Origin of the sequence: Methylobacterium adhaesivum (assembly GCF_022179065.1) — a bacterium.
Classification (GTDB): Bacteria; Pseudomonadota; Alphaproteobacteria; order Rhizobiales; family Beijerinckiaceae; genus Methylobacterium; species Methylobacterium adhaesivum.
Genome location: NZ_BPQD01000012.1, coordinates 23,639 through 45,745, shown reverse-complemented (window position 1 = coordinate 45,745; position 22,107 = coordinate 23,639). Strand labels below are relative to the sequence as shown.

Here is a 22,107-nt window from a genome sequence, read left to right as displayed (position 1 = left end):
GCCCGGCCTTTCTCGTCTGGGGTACCCTCGGGATCAGTTCGCCGGGGAGGTGCGCATCCGGTAGGTGCCTTCCGCATCGCGCTCGAACACGTCGGCGATGCCGGTGTGGCGCAGGGCCTCGCCGGAGGTGTCGGGCACGAGGTTCTGCTCGGAGACGTAGGCGACGTACTCGCTCTCGGCGTTCTCGGCGAACAGGTGATAGAACGGCTGGTCCTTGCGCGGCCGGAGCTCCTCGGGGATCGCCAGCCACCATTCCTCGGTGTTGTCGAACACCGGATCGACGTCGAACACGATTCCGCGGAACGGATAGATCCGATGCCGGACGACGGCTCCGAGGCCGAATTTCGCGGTTCTCATCTTGGGCGTGGCGGTCATCGTATCGCTCATCCCTGCCAGATAAGCCGACCCGGTGCGCTTGTCATCGGCGGTCGGGCCGCCGATGACAAACGGCGCGTCACGTCAGGCCGCAGATCTCACTTCAGACCGTAGGTCTTGGCCAGGTCCGGGTCCTTGTCGGCCACGAGGCGAGCGAGGTCGACGATCACCTTGGCCTGTTTCCAGGTGGCGTCGTCCTGCATCTTACCGTCGAGCATCACCGCGCCGGTCCCGTCGGGCATCGCCTCGACGATGCGCACCGCGAAGGCGACCTCGGCCGGATCCGGCGCGAAGACGCGCTTGGCGATGGCGACCTGGTTGGGATGGAGGGTCCAGGCTCCGGCGCAGCCCATGAGGAAGGCGTTGCGGAACTGGGCCTCGCAGGCGTCGCCGTCGGAGAAGTCGCCGAACGGGCCGTAGAAGGCCTTGAGGCCGTTGGCCATGCAGGCATCGACCATTTTCGCGATCGTGTAGTGCCAGAGATCCTGCTGGGCAGAGGCGCGGGGGGCGCCGTCCGAAGTCGGATCGGCGATGACGCGGTAATCGGGATGGCCGCCGCCGACGCGGGTGGTCTTCATGCCGCGGGACGCCGCGAGATCGGCGGGCCCGAGGCTCATGCCGTGCATCCGCGGCGAGGCGGAGGCGATGGCGTCGACGTTGGCGACCCCCTCGGCCGTCTCCAGGATGGCGTGGACGAGGATGGGCTTCTTCACGCCGTGCTTCGCCTCGAGCTGGGCGAGCAGCTGGTCGATGTAGTGGATGTCCCACGGACCCTCGACCTTGGGCACCATCACCACGTCGAGCTTGTCGCCCACCTGAGAGACGATCTCGAACAGGTCGTCGAGAATCCAAGGGCTGTTCAGGGCGTTGATGCGGGTCCACAGGCCGGTGCCGGAGGCGGTGAAATCGGTGGCCTGCGCCATGGCGACGAAGCCCTTGCGCGCGGCCTCCTTCTGATCGACGGGCACCGCGTCCTCGAGGTTGCCCAGCACCACGTCGACGGTGGCAGCGAGCTCGGGCACGCGGGCGCGGACCTTGTCGTTGTGCGGCGGCACGAAGTGGATCATCCGCTCGAGCTTGACCGGAAGGTCGCGGAACGGAGCCGGCGCGCCGGTGGCAAGCGGCTGGAAGAAGCGGCGGGGCAATTTCATCGGCGTCTCAGGCTCCGGGTTCTTGTGTGTCGGGGTCCCGCTCCAGCGGTTAGTTCAAGCCTGCCCCCGCCGTAAAGGTGCACGGCCGCACCAAACCCATTGCCCTGGGCCCGCGATGGGAGGACCATCCGGAACGGGAGCTGTCCTCTGGAGTTTTGACGAACGAGGCGGGCACCTCGACACTGAACGAAGGACGGACCCCATGTCCGGATCATCGATCAAGCGTATCGGCCTGCGCTCCACGGCGTTGCTCACCGTGTTCGGCCTCGCCCTGGTGCAGCCGGCCCAGTCCGCCGAGCGCGTGAAGACGCCGGAGCGCGGCAGCTTCACCGTCACCGAAGCCGCTGCGGCAAAACCCGACGGGTTCGCCGCGCGCGTGCGCATTCCCGGGGACGATCCCGCCGCCTTCGCCCGGCTCGTCGCGGACGCGCGGGCCGCTGCCCAGCCCTGGCTCGTGCTGTCCGGCGGCGGCGAGAACGGCGCCTTCGCGGCCGGCCTCCTCAAGGGCTGGAGCGAGGCGGGCACCCGGCCGGATTTCGGGGTGATCACCGGTGTGAGCACGGGCGCGATGATCGCCCCCTTCGCCTTCATCGGACCTTCCGGCGACGAGGCCCTGCGCCAGGCCTACACCGAGATCTCGGCCGCCGACGTGTTCGAGTTCGGCGGCACCAGCGAGTCCCTCACCGACACCTGGCCGCTGAAGCGGCGCATCGACCGGTCGGTGACCCCCAAGCTCCTCCAGGCCGTCGCGGCCGAGCACGCCAAGGGCCGGCGCCTCCTCGTCGCCACCACGGCGGTGGATTCCGAGCGGCCGGTCCTGTGGGACATGGGCGCCATCGCGGGCACCGGCGGCCCGAAGGCGCTCGCCCTGTTCCGGGACATCATCCTCGCCTCCTCGGCGGTGCCGGGCGTGTTTCCGCCGGTGATGGTCGAGGCCGTGGCCGGGTCCAAGCGCATCCAGGAGATGCACGACGACGGCGGCACCACGGCCCCCTACTACCTCGCCCCCGAGGCGACGCTGCTGGCCGCCCATCCGGCGCCCCTGCCGGCGCAGCGTGTCTACCTCGTGGTCAACAATGTGCTGACCCCGCAATTCCAGATGGCCGCGCGCACCACCCTCGGCGTCCTCGGCCGCTCCATGTCGGCGGCGATCAAGGCCCAGATGCGCGCGGCCCTCGCCCTCAGCCGGGGCTTCGCCCGGCGCACGGGCCTCGACCTGCGCGTGGCCGAGATCGACGGACGCTTCACCCAGACCACCACAGCGCCCTTCGATCAGGCCTACATGAAGGCCCTGTTCGCCCATGGCGAGTCCCTCGGCCGGGACGGCACCGCCTTCGCGGGCGACGACGGGACCCCGGAGAGCGGGCGTTCGGCCGGAGCCACGGATCTGCCGGCCGTCTCCCTCACCGGCGTGGGCGGCCTGCGGACCTCCGCCGCGGGCGAAGCGGCCGCCCAGGACCTCGCCGGGCGCTGATCCTCGTCAGCGCATCAGGCTCGGCGCCCCGAGGCGCGGCACCACGCCCTCGCGCATGACGATCCGGCGCAAGGGGGCGATCGTCGTCATGGCGAGGAGCCCGAGGCCGCGCAGGGCATCCACGGGCAGGACATCGGTGAGCAGACTGCGGTTGAGGGTGTCCACCGCCAGGGTGCGCAGGCGCGCATCGCGGCTTCGACCGCGCGCGAAGCCCGCCAGCGCCGCTCGGGACCCCGGATCGCGCCCATCCGCCACAGCCTCCAGCACCGCATCCCGCAAAGCCGCCGCATCGCGGAGGCCGAGGTTGAGGCCCTGCGCACCAATGGGCGGGAAGACGTGGGCCGCCTCGCCGATGAGGGCGAGGCGGGCGGCCACGGGGCTCGGCAAGGCCAGGCCGCGCATGGGCACGAGGCCGCGCGGCCCGTCGATCCGCATGGTCCCGAGCATCGCATGCGCCCGGGTCTCGACGGCCCGGGCCAGGGCCGCGTCGTCGAGGGCGGCCACGGTCTGCGCCCGGGCCTCGCCCATGACCCACACGAGGCTGGAGCGACGACCACCGGGCAGGGGCACCAGGGTGAAGGGCCCCTCCCGCGTGTGGAACTCCGTCGAGATGTCCCGGTGCGGGCGGGCATGGGCGAGGATCGTGGTGACGGCCGCCTGCGGGTAGGACCATTCGCGCGGGACGAGGCCGGCCGCCTGCCGCAGCTTCGAGCGGGCGCCATCGGCCCCGACGGCGAGGCGGGCGGAGAGTCCCGTGCCGTCCGCGAGCGTCAGGTCGACCGTCTCGGCACCGACGCGGGACCCGGTCGCGTCGCTCTCGAAAAGGGTGAGATTCGGGGTCGCGCGGGCCTGCGCCCGCAGGCTCTCGACGAGGCGCGCGCTCTCGACGTTCCAACCGAAGGCCTCAAGGCCGATCTCGGTCGCGACGAAGCGGGCGGGCGGCGGCCGGAACAGGCTGCCGGTGTCGTCGACGATGTGGAGTTCGGCGAGCGGGCTGGCATGGGGGGCGATGCCGTCCCACGCCCCGAGCGCCCGCAGGAACCGCACCGACCCGTCGAGGAGGGCCACCGTGCGCCCGTCGGCCACGGGGGCGTGCCGGCCAACGAGGGCGGTGGGCACCCCGTCGCGGGCCAGCGCCAGGGCGGCGCCGAGACCGGCGGCTCCGGCGCCGACGACGGCCACGGCGAAGGCGCCGGGCGAAACACTCTGGGGCGATGGGGCCACGGGGCTGTTCTCCTGCACGCGGGCCGGCCGACGACGGCGATGAAGTGGGACAGACCGGCCGATCCGTCACGTCTTACAGAGGGAGCCGGCCGAAACGGTCAAGGGACACGATGGTGCGGGAAAACAGCGCCGGTTAGCATCCCGGGACGAAGGTGGCGCGGCTGCGGGCGCGCGGGAAGGAACACCCATGAACCTCGCCATCGCGCTCTTCGCCCTCGGCTTCCTCATGCTGGTGGCCTATCGCGGCTTCAGCGTCATCCTGTTCGCCCCCATCGCGGCGCTGGCCGCCGTGCTCCTCACCGATCCCTCCGCCGTGCTGCCGGTGTTCTCCGGGCTGTTCATGGAGAAGATGGTCGGCTTCGTGAAGCTGTACCTGCCCGTGTTCCTGCTCGGTGCCGTGTTCGGCAAGGTCATCGAGCTGTCGGGGTTCTCGCGCTCCATCGTCACGGCGGTGATCGGCCTCGTGGGCGCGCGCCGCGCCGTGCTCTCCATCGTGCTCGTGTGCAACCTGCTCACCTACGGGGGCGTGTCGCTCTTCGTGGTCGTCTTCGCGGTCTACCCGTTCGCGGCGGAAGCGTTCCGCCTCAGCGACATCCCCAAGCGCCTCATTCCCGGCACCATCGCGCTGGGCGCCTTCTCCTACACCATGGATGCCCTGCCGGGCACGCCGCAGATCCAGAACATCATCCCCACCACCTTCTTCAACACCAACACCTGGGCCGCTCCCTGGCTCGGCCTCATCGGGGCCGCCTTCATCCTCGTGGTCGGCGTCGCCTATCTCGATGCCCGCATCGCGGCGGCCGGGCGCCGGGGCGAGGGCTACGGCACCGGCCACGGCAACGAACCGGCGACGACGGAGACGGCCGCGCTCGCGCATCCGGCCGTCGCCCTCCTGCCCCTCGTGGTGGTGGGCCTCTCCAACCTCGTCTTCACGGCGGCGATCCCACTCCTCTACGGGACGAAGGTCGAGACGGGCCTCGCGGGCCTCGACAAGCCCATCGTGACGCCCATCGCGTCGGTCACGGCCATCTGGGCCGTGGAACTCGCCCTCGTCGCCGGCATCCTCACGGTGCTGGCCTTCGCGTGGCACCCGGTCTCGCGGGGCTTCGCCGAGGGCAGCCGGGCGGCGGTGGCAGGCGCCCTGCTGGCAGCCATGAACACCGCCTCCGAATACGGCTTCGGCGCCGTCATCGCGGCGCTTCCGGGCTTCCTTGTGATCCGCGACGCGCTCTCAGCGATCCCGAATCCGCTTGTCAACGAGGCCGTGACGGTGACGGCGCTCGCCGGCATCACCGGCTCGGCCTCGGGGGGCCTCAGCATCGCGCTCGCCGCCATGTCGGGCTCCTTCATCGCGGCGGCGCAGGCGGCGAACATCCCCATGGAGGTGCTTCACCGGGTGGCCAGCATGGCGAGCGGAGGCATGGACACCCTGCCGCACAACGGCGCGGTGATCACCCTGCTCTCCGTGACGGGCCTCACCCACCGGCAGGCCTATGCCGACATCTTCGCCGTCACCCTCCTGAAGACGTCCGCCGTGTTCCTGGTGATCGGCGTCTATTATCTCACCGGCCTCGTGTGAGATCCGGAGGCGTCCCGTCCGGTACCGGGGGCACCCCGCCATTGCGCTGCGGCGCCCACCGTCTATGTCGGGCGTGACGCGACACGCACGAGGAGCGAGCCCCATGTCGAAGGCGATCCGAGTCCACGAGTACGGCGGCCCCGAGGTGATGCGCTACGAGGACGTCACGGTGCCCGAGCCCGGCCCCGGGCAGATCCGCGTCCGCCAGAGCGCCATCGGCGTCAACTTCATCGACATCTACTTCCGCTCGGGCGCCTACAAGGCCCCGCAGCTGCCCTTCACCCCCGGCAACGAGGGCGCCGGCACCGTGGTCTCGGTGGGCGAGGGCGTCACCGATTTCCGCGTCGGCGAGCGCGTGGCCTACGGCTCGGCCGCCGGCACCTATGCGGAGGAGGTGGTGATTAACGCCAGCGCCGCCGTGCACCTCGCCGACGGGGTGGAGGACACCACGGCCGCCGCGATGATGCTGAAGGGCCTCACCGCCGAGTACCTCCTGCACCGGACCTATCAGGTGAAGGCCGGAGACACGATCTTGTTCCACGCCGCCGCCGGCGGCGTCGGCCTCATCGCCTGCCAGTGGGCGAAGCACCTCGGTGCCACCGTCATCGGCACCGTGGGCTCGGCCGAGAAGGCGGAGCTGGCCCGCGCCAATGGCTGCGACCACGTCATCCTCTACCGCGACGAGGATTTCGCTGCCCGCGTGAAGGAGATCACGGGCGGCAAGGGCGTGCCCGTGGTCTATGATGGGGTCGGCCGCGACACCTTCCCGGCGTCGCTCGACTGCATCAGCCCCCTCGGCCTCTTCGTCAGCTTCGGCTCGGCCTCCGGGCCCGTCGACGATTTCAGCCTGGCGCTCCTCGGCCAGAAGGGGTCGCTCTACGCCACCCGCCCCTCGCTCTTCGCCCATGCAGGCAAGCGCGAGACCCTGGACGCCATGGCCAAGAACCTGTTCTCCGTGGTGGCGAGCGGCGCGGTGACGATTCCCGTCCATGCCAAGGCGAAGCTCTCGGAGGCCCCCCAGGTCCACACGGATCTGGCCAGCCGCAAGACCACGGGCGCCACGGTGATGATCCCGTGATCCCGTCCTCCCCGGATCGGAGGACGCCGTGATCCCCGGATCGTCGGACGTTCTCCTCGTGGTGGACGTCCAGGTCGACTTCCTGCCCGGCGGTGCCCTGGCCGTGCCGGACGGCGACGCGGTGATCGCGCCGATCAACCGCCTCATCGACCGGTTCGCCCACGTGGTGGTGACCCAGGACTGGCACCCCCCGGGCCACGTCTCGTTCGCCGCGAGCCATCCCGGGCGGGCGCCGTTCGACAGCGTGGCGCTGCCCTACGGCGATCAGGTGCTGTGGCCGGAGCATTGCGTGCGGGGAACCGGAGGGGCCGCCCTCGCGACCGGGCTGCGGGCCGAGCGCGCCGAACTGGTGATCCGCAAGGGACACCAACCCGGCGTCGACAGCTACTCGGCGTTCCTGGAGGCCGACCGGACGACCCCCACGGGGCTCGCCGGCTACCTGCGCGAGCGCGGGCTCACCCGCGTCGTCGTCTGCGGCCTCGCGACGGATTACTGCGTCGCCTGGACCGCCCTCGACGCCCGCGCGGCGGGGTTCGAGGCGGTGGTGGTCACCGATGCCGTGAGAGGCATCGACGTCGACGGGTCGGTGGACCGCGCCCTGGCCGCCATGGCGGCGGCCGGGGTCGGTTTCATCGAGAGCGGGGCCTACACCGCGCTACCGTAAAGATCGTACGCGTCCGCCCGCTCGATCTTCACGGTGACGATGTCGCCGACGCGAAGCGGACGGCGGGACGTGACGTGGACGTTGCCGTCGATCTCCGGGGCGTCGTATTTCGAGCGGCCCTTGGCGACGCCGCCCGCGACGGAATCGATGATCACGGGCAGGCGCTTGCCCACCCGCGCCTTCTGCAGGCGCGTGGAGACGACCTGCTGCGCCTCCATGAACCGGCGCTTGCGCTCGGCCTGGACCTCCGGGGGCACCGCGTCCCCGAGTTCGTTGGCGGAGGCACCCTTCACCGGCTCGTAGGTGAAGCAGCCGACGCGCTCGAGTTTGGCTTCCCTGATCCAGGTCAGAAGCTCCTCGAACTCGGCCTCGGTCTCGCCGGGGAAGCCGACGATGAAGGTCGAGCGGATGGCGAGATCCGGACAGATCTCGCGCCAGCGCCGGATGCGCTCGAGTTGGCGTTCCTGGTTGCCAGGGCGGCGCATGCGCTTGAGCACGGTGGGCGAGGCGTGCTGCAGCGGCATGTCGAGGTAGGGCAAGATCTTGCCCTCGGCCATCAGGGGAATCACGTCGTCCACGTGCGGGTAGGGATAGACGTAGTGCATCCGCACCCAGGCCCCGAGTTCACCGAGCTCAGCGGCGAGGTCGTAGAATTTCGCCCGGACCTCGCGGCCCTGCCACGGGCTCGTGGCGTAGCGGATGTCGACGCCGTAGGCGGAGGTGTCCTGCGAGACCACCAGCAGTTCCTTGACGCCGGCTTTGACCAGCTTCTCGGCTTCCCGCAGCACGTCGCCGGCCGGGCGGCTGACGAGGTCGCCGCGTAGGGAAGGGATGATGCAGAAGGTGCAGCGATTGTTGCAACCCTCTGAAATCTTGAGATAAGCGTAGTGGCGCGGGGTGAGCTTCACCCCCTGCGGCGGCACGAGGTCGAGGAACGGATCATGGGCCGGAGGCACCGCCTCGTGCACGGCCGCGACCACGGATTCGTAGGCCTGAGGGCCGGTGACGGCGAGAAGGTTCGGGTACTTTTCGCGAATTTCCTCGGGCTGCGCGCCCATACAGCCGGTGACGATGACCCGGCCGTTCTCCGCCATGGCCTCGCCGATGGCCGAGAGGGACTCGGCTTTCGCCGAATCGAGGAAGCCGCAGGTGTTGACGATCACCACGTCGGCCCCGTCGTGCCGCCGGGCGAGTTCGTAGCCCTCGGCCCGCAGGTGGGTGAGGATGCGCTCGGAATCGACCAAGGCCTTGGGGCAGCCGAGGGAGACGAAGGAAATCTTGGGCGCGGCCTTGGCCGGCAACAGGGGCGATGCGGTCATGAGCACTCGTCGGGCGCGGTCGATTAGGGCCGACCGAGCGGGGATTCGCGGGAAATCGGTTGAGTTGACAACTCTATAGCCGCATCCGAAGCCGCTTGCGAGCCTCACGGGCCTGAGGGGCGTCATGCGCCTTTGCCGCTTCTCCCACGGCCGCGTGCATGCCAACTCAGAAAAACCCGGAATCCTTGCCGCAGGGCAGGGCGGGTATCCGTTTCCCGCACGAATCTCTAAGCCGCCAATCATGTGGACCGTAGACATCCCGTTCGTCGATCCCGTCGCGGCGGCGCAGGCCCTGGCGCATCTGCCGGGGCTCGCCTTCCTCGACAGCGCCATGCATCACCCGACGCTCGGCCGGACCTCGACCCTGGCGGCGGACCCGTTCGCCCGCTTCCGCTACCGCGACGGGGTGGCGACCGTGGACGGGCACCCCGTGCCCGGCACCGGCCTCGATGCGCTCCGCGCCTGCCTCGCGCCCTACCGGATCGAACCGGACCCGGACGCCCCCGGCTTCACCGGCGGGGCCATCGGCTACTTCGCCTACGATCTCGGCGCGCGCCTGGAGCGGGTGGCGGCGCCGGCCCGGCGGGCGGGCCAGTGCGACGACATCGCGTTCAACCTCTACGACACCATCCTGAGCATCGACCACGAGGCCGGCACCTGCCGCCTCCTGGCCACGGGATTTCCCGAACGGGAGCCCGAAGCCCGACAGGCCCGGGCGCAGGCCCGCCTGGCGCTCTTCGCGCAATGCCTGTCCACCGCCCACCCGACGCCCGAACCCGCCCCGCGACCGGTGCCTGAACCGGCCCCGCGACCGGTACCTGTACCGGTCGCGGGGCCGCTCGCCTGGCGCTCGAACTTTTCGCGCGACGCCTACGAGGCGGCGGTGGAGCGGGTGCGCGACTACATCCGCGCCGGGGACATCTATCAGGCGAACATCGCCCAGCGCTTCGAAGCGGATCTGCCGGCGGGCTTCGACGCGTTCAGCCTCTACCGCCGCCTGCGCGCCACCAACCCGGCGACCTTCGGCGCCTATCTCGCCTTCGAGGACCTGCGCATCGCCTCGAGCAGCCCCGAACGCTTCCTCAAGCTCGCGGGCCGGGCGATCGAGACCCGGCCGATCAAGGGCACCGTGCGCCGCGTCGCCGACCCCGCCGAGGATGCGCGCCTGGGGGCTGCCCTCCAGGCCGATCCCAAGGAGCGGGCCGAGAACATCATGATCGTCGATCTCCTGCGCAACGACCTCTCGCGCATCTGCGAGCCGCACAGCGTGCGGGTGCCGGTCCTGTGCGGCCTCGAATCCTACGCCTCCGTCCACCATCTCGTCTCCGTGGTCACCGGAACCCTAAAAGGTGGGATGGACGCCATCGACCTCATCGGCGCGACCTTTCCGGGTGGCTCCATTACGGGAGCGCCGAAGCTGCGGGCCATGGACATCATCACGGAGATCGAGGGCGATGCCCGAGAACTCTATTGCGGCGCCATCGGGGCGCTGGGTTTCGACGGCAGCCTCGACACCTCCATCGCCATCCGCACGGTGGTGATGGACGGGAGCACGGCCGTGCTCCAGGCGGGCGGAGGCGTCACCCTGCTGTCCGACCCGGCCCGTGAATACGAGGAGACCCTGACCAAGGCCGCCCGGGTGTTCCAGGCGTTCGAGCCGGCCGGGGAGGGCGCCCCGTGATCCTCGTCATCGACAATTACGATTCCTTCGTCTTCAACGTGGTGCGGTACTTCGAGGAACTCGGGCAGACCGTGCGGGTCGCCCGCAACGACGCCGTGGACGTCGCCGGCATCCGGGCGCTCGCGCCCGAGGCGATCGTGATCTCGCCGGGGCCGTGCACGCCCGCCGAGGCCGGCATCTCGCTGCCCGCCATCCGCGAGCTGTCGGGCGAGATCCCCCTGCTCGGCGTCTGCCTCGGCCATCAGGCCATCGGGGCGGCGTTCGGCGGCCGGGTCGAGCGGGCCGGCCGGCCCCTCCACGGCCAGGCGACCCCCATCACGCATGGCGGGGCGGGCCTGTTCTCCGGCCTGCCGAGCCCGATGCAGGTGGGGCGCTACCATTCGCTCATCGTCACGCCGGAGCCCGGCATGGGTGAAAACCTCAGCGTGGACGCCGTCTCGGCCGAGGGCGAGGTGATGGCCCTGTCGCACACGCGCCACCCGACCTGGGGCATCCAGTTCCACCCGGAATCGGTCCTGACCGAGCACGGCCACGCCCTGTTCGGCAATTTTCTGGAGTTGGCCCGCGCCTGGCGCGCGGGGCAGGCGCCGTCCCATGCCATGGTTTGACGGCGCCCTCGTCGAGGGGCCGGTGCCCTTCGACCTCTCCGACCGCGGCCTGACGCTGGGCGACGGGGTGTTCGACACGGCGCTGGCCATCGACGGCCGCCTCGTGTTCGAGGCGGCGCATGTCGCGCGTCTGGCCGCCGCCACGCAGGCCCTCGGGTTCTTCGTCGACCCGGAGCGGATGGGGCAAGCCATGCGGGCGGTGGCTGGCGGGGCAGGGGGATTGGCGGCGGTCCGCACCACCGTGACCCGGGGCTCGGGTCCGCGCGGCCTCGCGCCGCCGCTCGAGCCGCGCCCGGTCCTGTGGGCGAGCGCGGCGCCGCTCCCGCCCGCCCTGCCCTTCGCGTCCCTGACGCTTCACGAGACGGCGATCCGCCGCAACGACACCTCGCCGGCGGCGCGCTGGAAGACTCTGGGCTACCTCGACGCCGTGCTGGCGGCGGCCGAGGCCCGGGCGGCCGGGTTCGACGAGGCCCTGTTTTGCAACACGCGCGGCCGCGTCGCGTGTGCGGGCACCGGCAACCTGTTCGCTGTGTTCGGGAGCCGCCTCGTCACCCCGCCCCTCTCGGACGGCGTGCTCGCCGGGATCGTGCGCGCCGAGGTTCTGGCCCTGGCCCCGAAGCTCGGTTTCGTGGCCGAGGAACGTCCCCTCGAGATTGAAGACGTCCTCGGCGCCGAGGCGGTGTTCCTCACCAATTCCCTGCGGGGGATCGCGCCCGTGCGGGCCATCGGCGCGACGCCGTTCGCCGCGCAACCGGCCGTGACGGCCCTGAGCGAGGCCTTGCGCGCGGAGATGGGCCTGTGAGCCGGGTGCGCGATCACCGCGTCTGGCTGCGCTTCGCCCTGATGGCGGCCTACGGTTTCATCGGGATCGTACATCTGGCCGCCCCCGATGCCTTCCTGCCGATCATGCCCGACTGGGTGCCGGCCCCGCGCCTCGTGGTGATCCTCACCGGCCTCTGCGAACTCGCCGGGGTCGCCGGCCTGATCTGGCCCCCGACCCGGCGCTGGGCCGGCATCGGCCTCGCCCTCTACGCCGTCTGCGTGTTTCCGGCCAACATCAAGCACGCAGTGGAGGGCATTCCCGTGCCGGGCCTGCCGGATTCGTGGTGGTACCACGGGCCGCGCCTCGCGTTTCAGCCGGTTTTCGTGTGGTGGGCCCTCTACGCCACCCACGTCATCGACTGGCCCCGCCGGGCTTGAGAACGGGATTCCGAAGGGCAAGCCCTTCGGCGGGTGTCGGGCGGAGCCCGACGAAGAACCCAGGGCTCTGCCCTGGACCCGCGAAGGGCTCGCCCTTCGAACCCCGACTTAACTCTCCTTCTCGGCCCGCTTCGCTGCCGTCCAGGCGGTTTCCATGGTGTCGAGGGACGCGTCCTCCAGCGTCGTCCCGTTGGCCGCGAGGCGGGCCGCCATGGCGGTGAAGCGCCGCTCGAACTTCATATTCCCTGAATTCAAGGAATATTCCGGATCGATCCCGAGGTGCCGGGCGAGGTTGGCGACGGAAAACAAGAGGTCGCCGACCTCCTCCGTCAGCTCCGCCCGGGTGCCGTGGGCCAGGGCATCGGCGACCTCGTCGGTCTCCTCGCGCACCTTGGCGATGACGTCGGCCGGATCCGTCCAGTCGAAGCCGTAGGTCGCGGCGCGGGCCGAGAGTTTCTCGGCCCGGCTGAGGGCGGGGAGGGCGTGGGCGATGCCTCCCAGGGGGCCCGGATCGCGCTCGGGCCGCCCCGCCCGCTCGGCCGCCTTGATCGCCGCCCATTGCCGCGCGACCGCCCCCGGATCGCGCAAGGCCGAGCCCGCCGGCACCGGGCTGCCGTCGGAGGCGAACACGTGCGGGTGGCGCCGGATCATCTTGGCGACGATGGCCCCGACCACGTCCGCGAAGGTGAAGCGCCCCGCCTCCTCCGCCATACGGGCATGGAACACAACCTGGAACAGCAGGTCGCCGAGTTCGTCGCGCAGATCGCCTGCGTCGTCGCGCCGGATCGCGTCCACGACCTCGTAGGCCTCCTCCACCGCGTAGGGCGCGATGGAGGCCGAGGTCTGGGCGATGTCCCAGGGGCAGCCCGTCTCGGGGTCGCGCAGGGCCGCCATGAGGGCGAGGAGCGGTTCGATGGTCACGGCTGCGAACAATCCCGTTGGGTTGGCGATGGCAGGGCGCTTCCGGGGGCGCCCGCGAAAAATCCTTTAGCCGATCCGGCGGGGAGGGGTGAGGCTGGGGACGGATCCGGGACAGGCGGTGCGCATCCCTGCAAAAGTACCCCCAAAATCCTTCTTGCCCGGTGCGTTCTTTAAACCGAACGGCTGTCAGGGCCCTTAGGAAAGGTATCAGTAAGAGATTCTCAGAGAGTCAGTTATGAGGGTTATATGGGGGCGCCAAAACGGCTGTGATCCCAGCGCGTTGAGCCCCCTTCGCGTATCGAACTCTGCGTATCCGCGTATCGAACTCTGCGTGGTTGCGTATCGAATTCTGCGCGAAAAACCCGGGGGGCGTATGGGATTCGGCGCGGGCCCGTATCGAGATCGGCGTGGAAACCCGGGCCGGCCGGTGAACTCTGGGGATAGCCCGAAAACCGACCCCGTATCGAACTCTGCGTGGCGGCTCGGCGGCGCCTCCGGGTCGGGCCGGCGGCCGGGAATTCCCGAGTCTGGGCCGGTGGATAGCCGGGATGACGCCGGTGTCCCCCAAGACTCCCGCGCCCCGAATCGGGCATGGTCCGGCCTTCGCGGCGCCGCATCGGCCCGCTTCGCGTCGAGGCACCGCACCGGGCTCATGGGGATCGAGGACACCTTGGCGGGCATCCGCGACGCCGATCTCCTCGCCGAGGTCGAGGCGGCGCGGGGTGGCTTCCTGTTCGCCACCATCGCGGAGACCATCCTGCACCGGCAGCGGGCCCGGGATGCCGAGGCCGCCGCGCGCGGGGCCGTGGCCGGGCGCCGTCAGGCCATGGGGCGCGACCAGCGCCGCCGCGACGCCGTGCGCGAGGTCATCGAGAACGAGCCGACGGGGCCGGAGAACCTCCAGCACATCCATTCCGTGCTGGCGTTGTGCGGCCTGCCCTACCGCGACCCCGGCGATTCCCGCGAGTTCTTCCGGGAATACGGCAGGAATTCCCTCAGCCTCCTGGCCGGGCGCCTCAAGAACCCCGCAACCGGCGAGATGGAGTTCCAGGGCCTGCCCTACGGCCCCAAGGCCCGCCTCGTGCTCCTGCACCTCTGCACGGAGGCCGTGCGCCAGCGCAGCCCCACGGTGGCGGTGGCCGACAGCCTATCGGGCTTTATGAAGGAGATGGGCTTTGCCGTCACCGGCGGCGAGCGCGGCACCATCCGGCAGTTCAAGGAGCAGCTCGCGCGCCTCGCCGCCTGCACCCTTCAGATTGGCCTGTGGGACGGGGAGGGCAGCGCCAGCACCCTCAACGTCCCGCCGTTCCGCCAGCTCGACCTGTGGCTGCCCCAGGGCGCCGACGGGGTGGTGTGGCAGAAGAGCGTCCAGTTCCACCAGGATTTCTACGACAACCTCATCCAGCACGCCCTGCCCGTCGATATCCGGGCGGCCAGGGCCTTCTCGGGCTCGGCGCGCAAACTCGACCTCCTGTTCTGGGTCGGCTACCGCCTGCGTGCCCTGCAGCGGCCCCTACGCCTCACCTGGGACAACCTGCACAAGCAGTTCGGCGCCGACAATGCGAGCCTGCGCAGCTTCCGCCAGGCGTTCAAGGCCGACCTCGCCCACCTGCAGGAGGTGTTTCCGAAGCTGCCGATCCGGCTGGACGACAACGGCATGCTGCTCCAGCCCGCCGATGCCGGCGCCCTGCTGATCCCGCCGCGGGCCGGCAAGCCGGCCCGAAAGGCCGTCGCGGCCTGAGCGCGACGCCTGGACCATACGGAATGACGCGCATTCCCTTGTCTTGGCGGAATATTCTGGTACGCCAGTGGAACGGCACAGATTAGAATATTCCAAGGCGTGAGCGATGTTTCCGAACGAGGCCGAGGTCGAGGCCGCCCTGGCCGCCCTGCGCCGGCAGCGCGACGCCCTCGACCGGCAGATCGCCGACCATGCCCTCTACCTCGAACTCGGCCGCCGCCTCGGTGCCGGCTCCCTTCCGCCCCCGGCGCCCCTGCCGGCGGCCGAACCCGAGGCGCACCCAGGTGAGGACATCGCCGCCGCCCGCCGCCAGGGCCGCGCCCTCGTGGCGGCCGCCTTGGAGATTCTCCACGAGGCCGGACGTCCCCTGCATGCCGGCGAGATCCTGCCGGGCCTGACGGCGCGGGGCTTCGACCTGCCCGGTCACGATCCGGTGGCGGCCCTCAACACCCGCCTGTGGAAGCGCTCCGGCCCCGGCGGCCCCCTGCGGCGCCTGGGCGACGCGGTCTACGCCCCGTCGGAGGAGGCCGATCCGGCGTGAGGCCTCCTCCGGTCCGGGATCCCGAAGGGGTCACCCCTTCGGCGGGTGTCGGGCAGGGCCCGACGAAGGACCCAGGGCTCTGCCCTGGACCCGCGAAGGGCTTGCCCTTCGAACCCAGGTTCACTCCGGCAGGGCGAACACCGTGAGCTGGCCTCCGAGCGCCGTGTAGCTCGACAGGGCCGCGTAGCCGCCAACCGCGCCTGCGCCGTCATGCGGGTCGGTGAGGCCGGCCGCGAGGCCGATGCCGGCCCAGCCGCCGACCCCTGAGAGCACCGCCACGTATTGCCGGCCCCCGTGGGTGTAGGTGGTGACGTTGCCGACGATGCCGGACGGGGTCTTGAAGCGGTAGAGCTCCCGGCCGGTCCGGGCGTCGACGGCCTTGAGGTAGCCCTCGAGGGTTCCGTAGAACACCACGTCCCCGGCGGTGGCGAGCACGCCCGACCACACGGAGAACGGCTCGGGGATCGACCAGACGCTCCGGCCGCGCACCCCGTCCCAGGCGGTGAGGGCGCCCGTCCGGGTCTCGCCGGGCGGCGGCTCCAGGCCGACGGTGGCGCCGACATAGGGCACGCCCAGGGCGTAGGTGACCCGGAACGGCTCGTAGGTCATGCAGATGTGGTTGGTCGGCACGTAGAACAGGTGGGTTTTCGGCGAATAGGCCGCCGGCTGCTGGTTCTTGGCGCCGATGGCGCCGGGGCAGATGCCCGCGGTGGTCTCGTCCTCGCCCGCCGTTTCGGGGGCGTAGCGCGGGTCGAGGACGGGGCGGCCGTAGGTCTTCGAGGCGGGGTCGAGGTCGATGCGGGTCGCCCAGTTCACCGCCGGATCGAACTTCTCGGCGCCCAGGAGTTCGCCGGTCGCGCGGTCCAGGGTGTAGGCGAAGCCGTTGCGGTCGAAATGCGTCAGGAGCGGGCGCGTCCGGCCGTCGACGGTCTGGTCCGTGAGGATCATCTCGTTGACGCCGTCGTAATCCCACTGGTCGTGGGGCGTCATCTGGTAGAGCCAGCGCGCCCGGCCCGTGTCGGGATCGCGGGCGACGATGGACTGGGCCCAGCGGTTGTCGCCCGGGCGCTGGGCCGGGTTCCAGGTCGAGGGATTGCCGGTGCCGTAATACATCAGATTGAGTTTGGGGTCGTAGGCGTACCAGCCCCAGGTGCAGCCGCCGCCGGTCTTCCATTGGTCGCCCTCCCAGGAGGCGAGGGAGGAATCCCGGCCCACGGGCCGGCCGAGGGTGGTGGTGGTCTGCGGGTCGACGAGCATGTCCGCGTCCGGACCCATGGAATAGGCGCGCCAGAGGCGCCGGCCGGATCTCGCGTCGTAGGCGGTGAGGTGGCAGCGCACCCCGAACTCGCCGCCCGAGATGCCGACGAGGATCTTGTCCTTCACGGGCAGCACCGTGGCGGTGTTGGTCTCGCCCCGGGCCGGGTCGCCGTTCTTCACCGCCCAGTTCACCCGGCCGGTCCTGGCGTCGAGGGAGACCAGGGTGGTGTCGGCTTGGTGGAGCAGGATCGCCCCGTCGGCATAGGCGAGGCCCCGGTTGACCGTGTCGCAGCACAGCATGGCCACGACGGAGGCGTCCTGCTTCGGCTCGTAGCGCCACAGGATCCGGCCGTCATGGTCGAGGTCGAGGGCGGTGACCACGTTGGGGAACGGCGTGTGGACGTACATCACCGAGCCGACCACCAGGGGCGCGCCCTCGTGGCCGCGCAAGATGCCGGTCGAGAAGGTCCAGGCGACCTGCAGCCGGCCCACGTTCCCGGCGGTGATGGCGTCGAGGGGTGAATAGCGGGTGTTGGCCGCGTCAACGGTCTGGAGCACCGGCCCGGCGGGCGGCGTCCCCGCCGCCTCGCCGCGAACGGGGGGCGAGCTCGCGGTAAGCGCGAGGGCCGCGAGGGCAAGGCAGGACGGAACTCGGCGACGCATGGAACGACCTCGGCTGCGGGCCGGGTCTAGGCCGGTTCGCGCGTCCGCGCCACGGCGTTACCGGCCGGCCGCCTCCGCCGAGGCCGCGCCGTGACGCAGGAGGGGAAAGTACGCCCGCACCGCCAACGCGCTGCCCGCCCGCGACAGGTGGCCGGTGTCGAGGAACAGGTCGGTGCCCTCCGTGCGGTAGCGGCACAGGGCGCCGTCGCAGAAGGTCGGCAGGGGGTCGATGAAATCCGCGCCCGCCGCGAGGCGGCGGATGGCCGGGTCGCCCGGGTGAGCGAACCACGCCGCCGAGCCGTCGGCCCGGGCGCCCGCGCCGCGCGCGCTCAGCACCGCCACGTCGAACGCGAAGAGCGGCGAGGGGCCGATGACCGAGACCGACACCCCCAGGGCCGCGAGACGCGCGAGGGTGTCGGGCAGGCTTGCCAGCGTCCGGGCGGGCAGGAGGTCCCAGCGGGCGGCCAGCACCACCCGGCCGACGCCGTGGGCGCGGATCACGTCGAAGACGTGGGCGTTGAAATCCCGGCAGCCGGGCTTCGCCCGGGACCTGTAGGCGAGGAGGGGTGGGCAGCCGGCGAAGGTGTATTGCAGGATGGCGTGGCTGAGGGCGGGCGCGTTCTGCTCGAGGCCGGGGACGTAGTGCGCCGCGTAGGAATCGCCCCACAGGAGGGCGGTGTCCCGCTGCCCCGCCGTGATGAGGCACGCGGGCCCGGCCCAATCGGAAAAGCGCCCGTTCTCGAGGAAGCAGCGCCCGCCCTTCCAGCCCTCGCGCTCGAGGGCGGCGAGCGCCCCCGGATGCACGCCGGGAAAGCGCGACGGATAGCCGTGCGTGAGAACACCGGCGAGGCCGAGCCCCCCGAGGCCCGCGAGGAGGGCGGCTGTGGCGGCAAAGAGCGGTCGGCGGTCGGCGGCGGGCCCCCGAGGCGGATGCCGGAGCGGGGTCTCGATCCAGCGCCAGGCGGCGTAGGCGAGGGCGAGGCAGGCGGCGAGGATTCCGGCCACCTCCCACCCGGCCGGTTCGCGCAACAGGGCGTAGCGGGTGAACACCACCACGGGCCAATGCACCATGTAGAGGGCATAGGACAGGCGCCCGATCCCGGTGCAGGGCGGCGCCGACAGCAGCCGGCCCGCGAGGGTCTGCGCCCCGCCGCCCCCGGCGGCGATGATCAGGCCGGCCCCGAGGCAGGGCGGCAGGGCGGCGAGCCCCGGAAACGGCGTCGTCTCGTCATAGGTGAAGACCGCCACGAGGATGAGCCCGAGGCCGCCCGCCGCCATGGCCTCGCGCAAGGGACGCGGGGCCGCCCATCGGGAGGGAAAGGCCAGGAGGGCGCCGACGAGGAGTTCCCAGGCCCGGGTCGGCAACAGGTAGAAGTTGGCCCCCGGCGCCGTCCCGGTGAGGGCGACGCTCAAGGTTAGGGAGGCGAGGAGGGCGACGAGGAGGCCGGCCGCCGCGACCCGCCGAGAGCGCGCCAGCAGCAGCGGCAGGGCGACGGGGATCACGAGGTAGTATTGCTCTTCGACGGAGAGCGACCACAGGTGCAGCAGGGGCCGGGTCTGCGCCTCGACGTCGAAGTAGCCGGCGCTCTTCCAGAAGAACACGTTGGCGGAAAAGGCCGCGGCCGCCACGACGCTGCGGGCGTAGTCGTCCAGGGCGGTGGGCAGCAGGAACGCAAGGGCGAGGGCGTAGGTGGCCAGGATCGTCGCCACGAGCATCGGCAGGATGCGGCGGATGCGGCGCTCGTAGAACCGGGCGACGGAGAACCGGCCCGCCGCCACGTCGGCGAGGATGCCCCGGGTGATGACGGTGCCCGAGATCACGAAGAACACATCGACGCCGACGAACCCGCCGGAGGGGCCCGGCACGCCGGCATGGAAGACCAGCACCACGAGGACGGCCAGCGCCCGCAGGCCGTCGATGTCCGGGCGATAGGCCAAAGCCGGGGCAGGGGGCTGCGGGCAAGGCGCCGGCGCGGGAGTCGTGCGGGTCGGGATCATGCCGGGAGGACTCGCGCCGTTCCGTCAGGCCGAGGGCATGGCCGTCGCCGGCCGCCCCTGCGCGCGCGGGCGCAGGATGCGTCGGCGCGCCGGCTCCTCGACCCAGAGATGCACGGCGCTGGCGGCGGCGAGCGACAGGAACGTGGCCAGCGCGGCGGTGAGCCAGGGGATGCCGTCGAGGCGGCCGGCGAGCAGGGCCCGGTGGAGGCCCGACACGAAGACGTAGACCGGCACGTGCAGGAGGTAGAGGGCGAAGGAGATGCGGCCGAGGAAGACGAACCATCCGGCCGTCAGCGGGCCGGAGCGGGCCTGGGCGCCCGCCAGGATCACGGGGGCCCAGACGAGGGCGGTGAGGCCGTTATGGGTGAGCACTTCGGGAATGGCCCCGACGCTCGCGACCAGGGCCGCCGCCGCCGCGCCCGCCCCGGCCAGCAGCAGGGGAATCGGCAGGCGAACCCGGCGCCACAGGACGAACAGCAGCAGGCCGGCCACGAATTCGGGCAGGCGCATCAGGGGGTTGTACTTGATGGCCTGGGCCAGGAGCGCGGCCGCGTCCGTGGTCGGCGCGATGAGGGAGAGGCCGGGGGCGTAGCGGTTCCAGGCCAGGATCGCCAGGGTGGTGGCGGTGGCCCAGGCCGCGAGGGTCACGAGGGCCGTCACCCCCGGCCGTCGCAGGACCAGCGGCAGGAGGAGGGGGAACAGAGCGTAGAAGAACAGCTCCGCCGAAACCGACCAGCTCGGGCAGTCGAGGGCGCAGGCCGCCCCCGGCACCCAGGCGTGCAGGCCCAGCGGCGCCAGGACCGCACTGGCGGCCATCAGGGTCTGGAGCGGGGGAGCGACCTTCGCCGTCCAGACGACGAACCACGGCACGCCGACGGCCAGCGCCAGGAGGTAGACGGGATAGACCCGCGCCACCCGCGCCCGCAGGAAGCGGACGAGGGCCGCGCGCTCCGACAGGTCCACCCGCTGGTAATTGTAGGCCAGGATGAAGCCCGACAGCAGGAAGAAGAACGTCACCCCGGAATAGCCGAGGAAGACCGCGTCGGGCATCGCCGCGCGGCTCATCGCGTAGGTGCCGAAGTGGAACGCCAGCACGTAGGCCGCCGCCACGAAGCGCAGGGCGGTCAGGGCCGGCAGGGGCTCCACCGCCGGATGGGGGCCGGCGGGCGCGGGACGGTCCGGGGAACGGCTCAAGACCGGTCCTCCCCGCCCGCGATCACCCGGGCCCGCGCCCGGTAGCGCAGGCCGAGCACCGAGACGACGAGGAGGAAGTAGAGGCCGTTGGTGGCCTGATAGAACACCGATTCGAACACTGCCACGAGGATGGCGAACAGCCACAGGCGCAGGAACAGCATCGCCAGCGGATCGAGGCGGCGCCCCTCGGGCCGGTGCTGCAGATCGCTCACGGGGGCCCAGACGAGCCACCACGCCGTGAGGGCGAGGCCGACGAGGCCGGATTCGAGGGCGGTGTTGAGGTAGCCGTCATGGGCGTCCGTGGCGCGGTTGACCCAGGTCGCCGCATCGGCCCCGCCCCCGTAGAACACGCTCTCCCAGAAGGCGCCGTAGCCGTAGCCGGCCAGGGGACGCTTGGCGATGTTGTCGACGGCGAACTCCCAGATCTCCGTCCGGCCCGTGAAGGTCGGGTCGCCGGCGAGGCCCGCCACGAAGGCGCCGATCTGCGGCACCAGGACCGATCCCACCGTCAGGGTCAGGAGGAGGGCGAGGGGGGTGAGGAGAACGAGGCGGCGCCAGAGGGTCGAGCCGGACCACGTGCACAGCCAGGTGAGGACGAGCACCACGGGGGTGATGGCGACGGAGGTCTTGGCGTTGGTGAACACGAGGAACACGGCGGCGGCCGCGGCGAGGAGGAACCCGAGCACCCGCCGGCCCATCGCCGCCCAGAACAAGCCGACGAACACGAACGCCCCCATGGCCGCGCCCGCGGCGTTCTTGTGCGGGTAGATCCCGCGCCAGCTGCCCGCGTGCTCGGGCTCGATGAGGTCGAAGGCCGTGTGCATGGCCCGTTCGGGGGCGAGGACGAGGCCGAGATAGCTCACGGTCACGATGCCCAGGACCGTGGCCCCGAGCACGGAGGCGAACTGGCGCGCGTCCCGCGCCGCCACGAGGAAGGCCACGGCGGCGGCGGTCATGATCACGAGGGAAACGAGGCGGCGGACCGAGACCAGGGGTTCGATGGAGAGGGCCGTCGAGACGGCGAGCCAGGCGAGCATGAGGAGGATCGGCAGGCTCGCCAGGGGCCGCAGGGCCGCGCGGCCCCGGGCGAGGAGGATGGCGCCCGCGATCGTGCCCATGATCAGGAACAGGATCTGGTTGCCGAGGTTTCCGCCCGCTCCGGAGGCCGCGTTCTCGGGGGCGGTGCCGTCGTGGAACGGGTTGGCGCCCACGAGCATCACGAGGAGAATCGTCGCCAGGGCGCCGAGGCGCAGGGCATCGGGCACCCGGAGGGGCACCGGTGCCGGCGAGGCGGCGATTCCCGTGGTCATCGACATGCCAACTCCCGCGCGACGGCGCCGGGGACGGGCCCGGCCCCCGGAGATTCGTGAAAGGATCGCCGCACGATAGCGCGACCGGCTCGCCGGATCCTGCGCGCAGAATACTTGAGAACCTGCAAA

Annotated in this window: 19 protein-coding genes; 10 read left to right on the top strand and 9 right to left on the bottom strand. The window is 71.3% G+C overall.

The window, feature by feature from the left end; translation table 11 throughout:
* Positions 1-33: 33 nt before the first annotated feature.
* Positions 34-375, bottom strand: coding sequence for a heat shock protein HspQ (hspQ, locus tag MFF01_RS11495; protein WP_238225448.1), 342 nt, complete (start codon positions 373-375; stop codon positions 34-36).
* A gap of 98 nt (positions 376-473) precedes the next feature.
* A complete protein-coding gene (locus MFF01_RS11490) occupies positions 474-1,526 on the bottom strand; it encodes an HpcH/HpaI aldolase/citrate lyase family protein (protein ID WP_238225446.1) in 1,053 nt (350 codons plus the stop codon).
* Positions 1,527-1,728: 202 nt separating this feature from the next.
* Between MFF01_RS11490 and MFF01_RS11485 the strand changes: the two genes are divergently transcribed.
* Entirely contained in the window at positions 1,729-3,000 is a 1,272-nt protein-coding gene (locus tag MFF01_RS11485) for a patatin-like phospholipase family protein (protein ID WP_238225443.1), read from the top strand.
* A 6-nt stretch (positions 3,001-3,006) separates the two neighbouring features.
* Here MFF01_RS11485 and MFF01_RS11480 read toward each other — a convergent pair whose 3' ends face one another.
* Positions 3,007-4,224, bottom strand: a complete 1,218-nt coding sequence (locus MFF01_RS11480) for an FAD-dependent monooxygenase (RefSeq protein ID WP_238225442.1) — start codon at positions 4,222-4,224, stop codon at positions 3,007-3,009.
* Positions 4,225-4,411: 187 nt separating this feature from the next.
* On the opposite strand from MFF01_RS11480, the gene MFF01_RS11475 reads away from it, so the two are divergent.
* From MFF01_RS11475 to pncA, 3 genes are all read left to right on the top strand, one after another.
* On the top strand, positions 4,412-5,803 hold the full coding sequence (locus MFF01_RS11475) for a GntP family permease (protein ID WP_238225440.1): 1,392 nt from the start codon (positions 4,412-4,414) through the stop codon (positions 5,801-5,803).
* A 103-nt stretch (positions 5,804-5,906) separates the two neighbouring features.
* Positions 5,907-6,881 (top strand): quinone oxidoreductase family protein, encoded by a 975-nt coding sequence (locus MFF01_RS11470; protein ID WP_238225438.1) that lies wholly within the window; start codon positions 5,907-5,909, stop codon positions 6,879-6,881.
* A 28-nt stretch (positions 6,882-6,909) separates the two neighbouring features.
* Positions 6,910-7,545: a bifunctional nicotinamidase/pyrazinamidase gene (pncA, locus tag MFF01_RS11465; protein WP_238225436.1), complete on the top strand. Its 636-nt coding sequence runs from the start codon at positions 6,910-6,912 to the stop codon at positions 7,543-7,545.
* Here the strand turns inward: pncA and rimO are convergent.
* The gene (gene rimO / locus MFF01_RS11460; protein WP_238225435.1) at positions 7,527-8,864 is read right to left on the bottom strand and encodes a 30S ribosomal protein S12 methylthiotransferase RimO; all 1,338 of its coding nucleotides are present in this window, start codon (positions 8,862-8,864) and stop codon (positions 7,527-7,529) included. The two genes, pncA and rimO, sit on opposite strands and share 19 nt — an antisense overlap.
* 241 nt (positions 8,865-9,105) lie before the next feature.
* Here rimO and pabB point away from each other — a divergent pair, with 241 nt between their 5' ends.
* Genes pabB through MFF01_RS11440 form a run of 4 tightly spaced genes read left to right on the top strand, consistent with a single transcriptional unit; the run spans position 9,106 to position 12,353 of the window.
* Positions 9,106-10,545 (top strand): aminodeoxychorismate synthase component I, encoded by a 1,440-nt coding sequence (gene pabB / locus MFF01_RS11455; protein ID WP_238225433.1) that lies wholly within the window; start codon positions 9,106-9,108, stop codon positions 10,543-10,545.
* On the top strand, positions 10,542-11,153 hold the full coding sequence (locus MFF01_RS11450; RefSeq protein WP_238225431.1) for an anthranilate synthase component II: 612 nt from the start codon (positions 10,542-10,544) through the stop codon (positions 11,151-11,153). Before pabB ends, MFF01_RS11450 begins: the two co-directional genes overlap by 4 nt.
* On the top strand, positions 11,140-11,955 hold the full coding sequence (locus MFF01_RS11445; RefSeq protein WP_238225429.1) for an aminotransferase class IV: 816 nt from the start codon (positions 11,140-11,142) through the stop codon (positions 11,953-11,955). Before MFF01_RS11450 ends, MFF01_RS11445 begins: the two co-directional genes overlap by 14 nt.
* Before the next feature lie 5 nt (positions 11,956-11,960).
* On the top strand, positions 11,961-12,353 hold the full coding sequence (locus MFF01_RS11440; protein WP_238225455.1) for a DoxX family protein: 393 nt from the start codon (positions 11,961-11,963) through the stop codon (positions 12,351-12,353).
* A gap of 108 nt (positions 12,354-12,461) precedes the next feature.
* Here MFF01_RS11440 and mazG read toward each other — a convergent pair whose 3' ends face one another.
* Positions 12,462-13,274: a nucleoside triphosphate pyrophosphohydrolase gene (mazG, locus tag MFF01_RS11435; RefSeq protein WP_283207179.1), complete on the bottom strand. Its 813-nt coding sequence runs from the start codon at positions 13,272-13,274 to the stop codon at positions 12,462-12,464.
* Positions 13,275-13,926: 652 nt separating this feature from the next.
* Here mazG and MFF01_RS11430 point away from each other — a divergent pair.
* Together MFF01_RS11430 and MFF01_RS11425 are read left to right on the top strand one after the other, a co-directional pair.
* Positions 13,927-15,015: a replication protein RepA gene (locus MFF01_RS11430; RefSeq protein WP_238225427.1), complete on the top strand. Its 1,089-nt coding sequence runs from the start codon at positions 13,927-13,929 to the stop codon at positions 15,013-15,015.
* Positions 15,016-15,121: 106 nt separating this feature from the next.
* The gene (locus tag MFF01_RS11425) at positions 15,122-15,556 is read left to right on the top strand and encodes a winged helix-turn-helix domain-containing protein (protein ID WP_238225425.1); all 435 of its coding nucleotides are present in this window, start codon (positions 15,122-15,124) and stop codon (positions 15,554-15,556) included.
* Positions 15,557-15,676: 120 nt separating this feature from the next.
* On the opposite strand, the gene MFF01_RS11420 is transcribed toward MFF01_RS11425, so the two are convergent.
* The 4 genes from MFF01_RS11420 to MFF01_RS11405 are packed head-to-tail and all read right to left on the bottom strand — an operon-like array spanning position 15,677 to position 21,984.
* Positions 15,677-17,476 (bottom strand): methanol/ethanol family PQQ-dependent dehydrogenase, encoded by a 1,800-nt coding sequence (locus MFF01_RS11420; RefSeq protein WP_238225423.1) that lies wholly within the window; start codon positions 17,474-17,476, stop codon positions 15,677-15,679.
* A 57-nt stretch (positions 17,477-17,533) separates the two neighbouring features.
* Positions 17,534-19,474: an acyltransferase family protein gene (locus tag MFF01_RS11415; RefSeq protein ID WP_238225421.1), complete on the bottom strand. Its 1,941-nt coding sequence runs from the start codon at positions 19,472-19,474 to the stop codon at positions 17,534-17,536.
* A 24-nt stretch (positions 19,475-19,498) separates the two neighbouring features.
* Entirely contained in the window at positions 19,499-20,668 is a 1,170-nt protein-coding gene (locus MFF01_RS11410) for an acyltransferase family protein (protein ID WP_238225419.1), read from the bottom strand.
* Complete coding sequence (locus MFF01_RS11405) at positions 20,665-21,984, bottom strand: O-antigen ligase family protein (protein ID WP_238225417.1); 1,320 nt, start codon at positions 21,982-21,984, stop codon at positions 20,665-20,667. Before MFF01_RS11405 ends, MFF01_RS11410 begins: the two co-directional genes overlap by 4 nt.
* Positions 21,985-22,107 lie beyond the last annotated feature (123 nt).